The organism is Streptomyces glaucescens (assembly GCF_002154375.1).
Classification (GTDB): domain Bacteria; phylum Actinomycetota; class Actinomycetes; order Streptomycetales; family Streptomycetaceae; genus Streptomyces; species Streptomyces glaucescens.
Map to the genome: position 1 here is coordinate 1 of NZ_MUND01000460.1, position 4,894 is coordinate 4,894.

The 4,894-nt window shown below is 75.7% G+C and carries 6 protein-coding genes; 1 reads left to right on the top strand and 5 read right to left on the bottom strand.

Annotated features, from left to right (window positions below; all coding sequences use genetic code 11):
- Positions 1 to 229: 229 nt before the first annotated feature.
- The 4 genes from CCN42_RS27770 to CCN42_RS27785 all read right to left on the bottom strand — a co-directional run bounded on the left by CCN42_RS27770 (position 230) and on the right by CCN42_RS27785 (position 3,326).
- Positions 230 to 718, bottom strand: coding sequence for a nucleoside deaminase (locus CCN42_RS27770; RefSeq protein WP_086739707.1), 489 nt, complete (start codon positions 716 to 718; stop codon positions 230 to 232).
- Between the two features lie 182 nt (positions 719 to 900).
- Positions 901 to 1,341 carry an SPW repeat protein gene (locus CCN42_RS27775; protein WP_086739709.1) on the bottom strand — a complete coding sequence of 147 codons (441 nt, stop codon included), beginning with the start codon at positions 1,339 to 1,341 and terminating at the stop codon, positions 901 to 903.
- 79 nt (positions 1,342 to 1,420) lie between these two features.
- Positions 1,421 to 2,491, bottom strand: coding sequence for an acyl-CoA dehydrogenase family protein (locus CCN42_RS27780; RefSeq protein ID WP_086739711.1), 1,071 nt, complete (start codon positions 2,489 to 2,491; stop codon positions 1,421 to 1,423).
- A 214-nt stretch (positions 2,492 to 2,705) separates the two neighbouring features.
- Positions 2,706 to 3,326: a sigma-70 family RNA polymerase sigma factor gene (locus tag CCN42_RS27785; RefSeq protein ID WP_086739713.1), complete on the bottom strand. Its 621-nt coding sequence runs from the start codon at positions 3,324 to 3,326 to the stop codon at positions 2,706 to 2,708.
- A 25-nt stretch (positions 3,327 to 3,351) separates the two neighbouring features.
- Between CCN42_RS27785 and CCN42_RS45715 the strand changes: the two genes are divergently transcribed.
- On the top strand, positions 3,352 to 3,477 hold the full coding sequence (locus CCN42_RS45715; RefSeq protein WP_281259539.1) for a hypothetical protein: 126 nt from the start codon (positions 3,352 to 3,354) through the stop codon (positions 3,475 to 3,477).
- A gap of 11 nt (positions 3,478 to 3,488) precedes the next feature.
- On the opposite strand, the gene CCN42_RS27790 is transcribed toward CCN42_RS45715, so the two are convergent.
- Positions 3,489 to 4,859, bottom strand: a complete 1,371-nt coding sequence (locus CCN42_RS27790) for a cryptochrome/photolyase family protein (protein WP_086739715.1) — start codon at positions 4,857 to 4,859, stop codon at positions 3,489 to 3,491.
- Positions 4,860 to 4,894: the final 35 nt, after the last annotated feature.

The following is a 4,894-nucleotide window of genomic DNA, read 5'->3' on the forward strand; positions in this document are numbered from 1 at the left end:
GTGCGGATGTCGGGCACGGGGGTCGCCGGCCGGTCACGGGTCCGTGGTGGATCCGGTGGCGACCTCGCCGACCCGCTCCTGACCTGACGGTGTCCTGGTAGGTCTCCAGCGTCGGTGCGGTACGCGTGGTCGAGCCGCGTGCAGGGGCGACGCGCCCGGGGAGCCCGGCCCACCCCGGGCCGGCACCCCTGGCTGCGGGCTTGGACGCGCTGCTCGACCGCTCCTGGCGCTATGAGGCGCGGCCCGCGAAGAACCGACGGTGCAGCGCCCGTACGGCGTCGGTGAGTTCCGGTACCGGACCGTCGACCGCCACACCCGGCGCGACCTCCGCGACCGGCAGCGTACGCACCGGCGGGGCGGGCACTCCCCACTCCGCCAGCCAGCCGGACAACTGCTCGGAGGATGCCACGTACACGATCCGGCCGAGACCCACCCAGGCGTGCGCGGCGGCGCACATCGGGCAGTGTTCCCCGGAGGTGTACACGGTGGCCGCCGCCCGCTCCTCCGGCGTCAGGTGCGCGGCCGACCAGCGGGCCAGCTCGAACTCCGGGTGCCGGGTGCGGTCGCCGGACGCCACCCGGTTGTGGTCCTCGGCGAGCACCGCACCGTCCCCGCCGACCAGCACCGACCCGAACGGCTCGTCCCCGGCGTCCAGCGCCTGCTCCGCCAGCTCCACACAGCGCCGCAGATACGGCAGCTCGGTGTCCTTCACGACCATGGTGCACGACCCTCCTCGCGACGTGATCTTGCCAGCCTACGCATGTCCGTGCCGAGCCGGGCGGGGTGGCCGTGGGGCAGGAGCGGGTGGTGTGCGAGCGCGGGGACCCGGGGCCGGGCCGCGCGGGGCACGGGGCGAGGCCGGTCCCGGCGGACCGGCCTTCTCCGTCCGTGTGCGCGTCGCTACGGCCTGGGGGCGCTCCTCGCAGCGGTGGCGGCGCAGACCACGCCCAGGACCAGGGCCAGGGCGCCGATGATGATGTTGTTCCACACGACGCCGGCGTCCGGGCTGTCGCCGACGATCCACGGCGCGACGATCATCCAAACGCCGAGTGCGCAGCAGGCCCGGCTCAGGCCGTACATGCGCTCCGGGGCCCGGGTGAAACCGAGGGCCAGCAGGCCGATCGCGACGCCGATCACCAGGTTGTGCGGCACGAGGTCGGGCTGGCTGGTCCGGTAGTGGACCACCCACGGGGACACGGCGCAGTACAGACCGAGCAGGAACACCGGTCCGTCCACGAGCGCCACGCCGCGACCGTCGAGCACGCGGTCGTGGCGGGCCCGCATTTCGGAAGCATCAGGGTGGCTGGTGATGTCACCCCTGGTGGGCGAGACATCGGCCATGACTCGTCTCCTTCGACCGGCGGGCCTCAATGCGTCTGGTGGTGTGCGGCGAGCTCGCCGCGCATGCTCATTCTGCTCCTTATCCATCCTTTACGCGTGGAGAGGGGGAGAGCGCCGCCAGCTGAGCCTCGCGCACTGGCGCCGTCTGGCCCTGGACCAGCAGGAACATCCCCTCACGGGCCAGCCGCTGGGCCGGGCTGTCCAGGCTCATCGCCCGCCCGCCGCCGGCCACCACCGCCGCGGTCGTGGCCGCGCGCATCAGGTCGAACGCCCGGGCGCGCAGCGCCAGCCGCTCCTCGACGTGCTCCTGCGGGACGGGGTGGTCGGCGAGCGCGTACGCCCGGCGGCGCACCTCGTCGAGTCCGGCGCCCAGGGCCCCGGCCGTCTCCTCCGCGCCGGGGGCGTCCGCGAGCAGCCGCAGGGCCGCGTACGCCACTCCGAAGACGGCCGGAGAAACGTTCGCGCTGCGGGGGATGTCGACCCGGGCGAACTCGTCCCGCGGGGCGCGCAGCACGACCGACTCCTCCGGCACACGCAGACCGTCCAGCTCCAGGGACACCGTCCGGGCGGCGGTGAGCGCCGCGAGCCGCATCGGGGGCGAGGCGCGCAGGCCCGGCTGCTCCCGGGCGTCGGTGAACGCGAACACCACCTCGCCCGCCCCGGTGACACCCGCGAGGAGCATCACGTCGTTCAGGCCCCAGCCGGTGTACCAGGGCACTGTGCCGTCGAAACGCCAGCCGTCGCGCTCGGCCGTCGCCCGCACCGGAACCCGCGGGTAGGCGCGCACATGGGCGTACGCGATGCCCGCCAGCAGTTCGCCGGCCGCCAGCGGGCGCAGCAGACGCTCGCGCACCGGGACGCCGGACCGGGCCAGCATCCGGACCGGTGTGTGGTGCTGAGTCTGCACGAACCAGGTCGAGCCGCACGCCCCGGCCAGGATCTCCTGGATCTCCCGGGCCACCGCGTCCGGCGCCCCCGCCCCGCCGTAATCCCGCGGCGCGCTCGCCCCGAGCACCCCGGACTCCCGCACGGCGGCCAGGTGACCGGCGGGCATCTCCTCACGGTCGACCCGCTCGGCCCACGGGACGAGCAGCTCCCGCGCGAGCCGGCGGGCGCGGACGACGAGAGGGTGCGGAGCGGTGGTGTCCATGGGGTCATTGTCCCGAGCGCAGGCGCCCGCGGGCGGGCTGCCCCCGGGGAGCACCGACCCTCCCCGGGGCGCGCGGGAAGCAGCGCCCGTGCTCCCCGCCCGCAGCGGGCCGACGGCCGGCGCTGCGCGAGTCACTTCCGGCGGGGCGGGGGTTTCGGCTGCACCCCACCGCCGGGGAGCGGGGGAGAGGTCGCACGGTATCGCTGTCGGACGGTCAGGACCCGCACAGCTCCTGTTCGAGGCTGCCGCGCAGCCGGTTCAGTCCGCGGCGGGCGTGGCTCTTGACGGTGCCGAGCGGCCAGCCGGTGCGCTCGGCGATCTGGGGCTGGGTCAGATCCTCGAAGAACGCCAGCCGCAGCACCCGCTGTTGCGGCACCGGCAGGGCGGACAGCGCGTGCCGGACCAGGACGCGGTCCAGGACGGCCTCGGGGCGTTCCGGGTCCGGGAGCCGCAGCGACGAGCCCGCCGAGGCGAGCAGATCCAGTCGGCGGGTCCGCGCGGAGAGCGCGTCCGCGATGGTGCGCCGGGTGATCCCGACGATCCAGCCCGCGACCGTGCCGCGCTCCGGCCGGTAGGTGCGGCGGCCCCGCCACACCCCGAGGAAGACCTGCTGGGTGACGTCCTCGGCCTCCTTCGCGTCGCCCAGCGAACGCCGGGCCAGCGTGTGCACCAGCGGCGACCACCGGCGGTAGGCCGCGGCCAGGCAGTCCTCGTCGCCCGCGGCCAGACCCCGCGCCAGCTCCGCGTCCTCGACGGCCGGGCCGGCCGTCGGCTCGGCGTGCGGGGACTGCCGGAGGGCGGGGCGGGCGAGCGCGGTGCTCGGCTGGGGGCCCATACGGGCTCGCCGGCAGCCGTTGGTCGTGCTGGGCGGACCCGGCTGGGCCGGCCGCGCGGCGTCCGGGATGCCCCGGCCGGGCGGCCTCGCCGAAGCGCTGGAGATGCTGTCGGCGCCGTCCGGCGCCCACCCGGGCACACAGCCGCGCTGAGCGGCGTCCACTCACTCGCGCGCCCGGGCCTCCCGGAAGCGGGCCAGGCCCTCCGCGAGGCCGACGATGGGCTCCGGGTAGTCGAGCGCGGCGCGCTCGAGGCCCAGCTTCCACGGTTCGTGCACCGCGGCGCCCGCCACCTCCCGCAGCTCCGGCACCCAGCGCCGGACGTACGCGCCGTCGGGGTCGTGGCGCCTGCCCTGGACGACCGGGTTGAGGACCCGGTTCGGCCGGGTGTCGGTGCCGGTACCGGCCACCCACTGCCAGTTCATCTGATTGTTCGCCAGATCGCCGTCCACCAGCAGGTCCAGGAAGTGTTGGGCGCCCACCCGCCAGTCGACGTACAGCGTCTTGGCCAGGAAACTCGCCGTGAGCAGCCGTGCCCGGTTGTGCATCCAGCCCTCGTGGCGCAGCTGGCGCATCGCCGCGTCGATCACCGGATACCCGGTGCGGCCCGCCCGCCAGGCCTCGATGTCCGCGTGCGCGGTGTGCTCGGAGCGCCAGCGGTCGTGCTTCGTACGGTAGTCGGCGGACGCCGCCTCCGGCCGGGCCGCCAGCACCTGGCGGTGGAAGTCGCGCCAGGCCAGCTGCCGTACGAACGCCTCGGCGCCCGGACCGCCCGCCCGGCGCGCCCGGTGCACCAGCTCGACGGGGGAGAGGGTGCCGAAGTGGAGGTGCGGGGAGAGCCGTGAGGTGGCGTCGCCGGCCAGATCGTCCTGGCCGTCGGCGTAGCCGGCGAGACCGGACCGCAGCCAGGCCGCGAGCCGCCGCCTGCCCTCGCGCTCGCCGCCGGCGGCCAGCCCAGCCGACCGCTCCGACACCTCCTCACGCGTGGGCAGCCGCCCGGAACCGACCCCGTCCGGCACCCGGACGGTCCTGGGCGGGGCGAGCGGATCGCGCAGCCGGTGTTGCGACCAGTGCCGGAAGTACGGTGTGAACACCGCGAAGTGGTCGGAGGAGGACGGGGTCACCGTCCCGGGGGTGACCGCCCACGTCACCGTGTCGTGGACGTGCAGCCGGCGCCCCTCGGCCTCCAGCGCCCGGCGCAGCCGCCGTTCGCGGCGGTGTGCGAAGGCGCTCACGTCGGCCGCGAGGTGCACCTCGTCGGCGTCCGTCTCCGCGGCCACCCGGCACACCTCCGCCACGACGTCGCCCGAGCGCACCACGAGCCGGCCGCCGCGCTCCCGCAGCCCCGCGTCCAGGTCGCGCAGACAGTCGGCGAGGAACGCCCGGCGGTTCGGCGCGTCGAACCCGGCGGCGGCCACCGCCCGGTCGCGCACGAACAGCGGCACGACCTGCCGGGCGCCGTCCAGCGCGGCACGCAGCGGCGGATGGTCGTGCAGCCGCAGGTCACAGGTGAACAGGACGACCGAGACGTTCATGGCCTGGCTCCGGGAGAAGCGGGGACGGGCGGGCG